The sequence below is a fragment of the Ectobacillus sp. genome (genome assembly GCF_056992975.1).
In genome coordinates this window covers 1-1855 of sequence record NZ_JBXKMX010000169.1, presented here as the reverse complement: position 1 = coordinate 1855, position 1855 = coordinate 1, and the positions used below count along the sequence as shown (strand labels likewise).

Genomic DNA, 1855 nt, shown 5'->3' with positions numbered 1-1855 from the left:
CATCAAAATATGCACGGCGGTTACATTTATCATGAATACGATGGCGGTAGAATGCTTTCGGACGACCAAGATGATCAAGTTCTGGCAATGTTCCGAAAGTAATGATATGTGCAATAACCCCTGTCATAACTTCAGCAATTGGCGGACATCCTGGCACAAGAATGGTAGGCGTGCCTGTTTGGAAACTCGTAATTGGCTGTGCGCCTGTTGGGTTTGGATAAGCAGCTGGGATACCGCCCCATGCGGCACATGAGCCGTAAGCGATAACCGCCTTCGCGTTTTTCGCCATTTCAATATACGTATCTTTCCCAGTTGTACCACCGATCGTACAGAATCCCTCCTGCGGAATACTTCCCTCGACAGCAAGAACATATTGTCCCTTATAATCTTTCAGAACCTTCTCCATTGCTGCTTCAATTTGAAATCCCGATGCAGCCGAAAGAACTTCTGTATATTCTAGGGAAATCATATCAAATAGAACGCTTTCAACTTTTGGCTGGGACGAACGAATAAACGACTCTGAGCATCCTGTACAATCTTGAAATTGTAGCCATACAACTGGAACTCTTGCGCTTGTTTCCATCGCCTTTACCACTTCATTTGTTTGTGAAAAATCGAGACCAACAGCCGCAGCGACTACGGTACACATTTTTAAGAAATCTCTGCGGGTAACCCCATTATCAATCGCAGTTTCATAAATTGTTTTTTGCTTTTTCATTTGCTAGATCCCTCCATTTTTCATGGAATAACTGTGTAAAGCTCTTAAATTCATGGTAAATGTAACACAACAATAAGGCTTTCGTCCTAGCCTGTAGGAATTGTTCACAGAAACTCCATTATCATTACTTTTGTATGGTTAACATTTTTAGTAAGAAGCCTCTTCTTCCTCTTGCTTTTGCCGTTTCAACCGTTTTCCGTAAACAATCTTAGAAATTGTAATACTAATTTCATAGAGCACTAATAAAGGAATCGTAACCAGAAAATCCGACATAAAGTCTGGCGGTGTAATGACAACAGCAATGACAACCAGAATAAAGTAGGCATACTTACGCACGGTTGATAAAATAAAAGGATTGATTATACCCAGCGATGTTAAAAACATAATGACTACCGGAAGTTCAAATAATACACCAAACGGTAATGTCATATTCAACATAAATTGAAAGTATCGCTCAGCTGTAAAATTAGCTAAAAATAAATCTTTCCCTAATTCAATCAAAAACGATAGTATCATAGGGAAAATGACAAAGTACCCAAACGCAAGCCCCGCGATAAATAACAGAAAAAGTGCTGGCACATAGGTTAGCGTAGCCTTTCTCTCCTTTGGTTTTAGCGCAGGTTTCACAAATAGCCAAATTTGCATTGCAACAACCGGAATCGTACATGCAATGGCAACAACAGTAGCGAGCATGAAATAAATCCACAATATATCACTAGGACCAAGTACAGCTAATTTCATATCGATGCTTTTTGAAAACCATTTATAAATATCGATGGCATACACAAATCCAACGATAAAAAAAACAACAAAGGCAATGACCGATATAATAATACGTTTCCGTAGTTCCTCCAAATGGTCCAATAGCTGTAATTCTTTATCTTCCATGTCCGTCCCCTACCTATTCATAAGGTTCTAGATACTGATTCACAAAAAAACGACTCGCATATAGAACATACGAAATCGTTTCATGCAAAAGAGCAAACTAGCACATATACATGCTAAACCTTATTTCGTTTCAGCCTTAGTCTCTTCCTTTTTTTGCACGATCTTTTCTTCCTTCACTTCACTAACTACATCATTCGTTAGCTCAGCTGTAGACTTCTTAAATTCCTTTAACGTTTGTCCTAACGCACG

At 39.2% G+C, this 1855-nt stretch carries 2 protein-coding genes; both read right to left on the bottom strand.

Going from position 1 to position 1855, the window contains the following annotated elements; genetic code table 11:
- Positions 1–718 (bottom strand): hydrogenase small subunit (locus AC11ZT_RS07805; RefSeq protein ID WP_484059059.1); only part of this gene is annotated, 718 nt, incomplete at its 3' end.
- Positions 719–865: 147 nt separating this feature from the next.
- Positions 866–1606 carry a twin-arginine translocase subunit TatC gene (tatC, locus tag AC11ZT_RS07800; protein WP_484059058.1) on the bottom strand — a complete coding sequence of 247 codons (741 nt, stop codon included), beginning with the start codon at positions 1604–1606 and terminating at the stop codon, positions 866–868.
- Positions 1607–1855 lie beyond the last annotated feature (249 nt).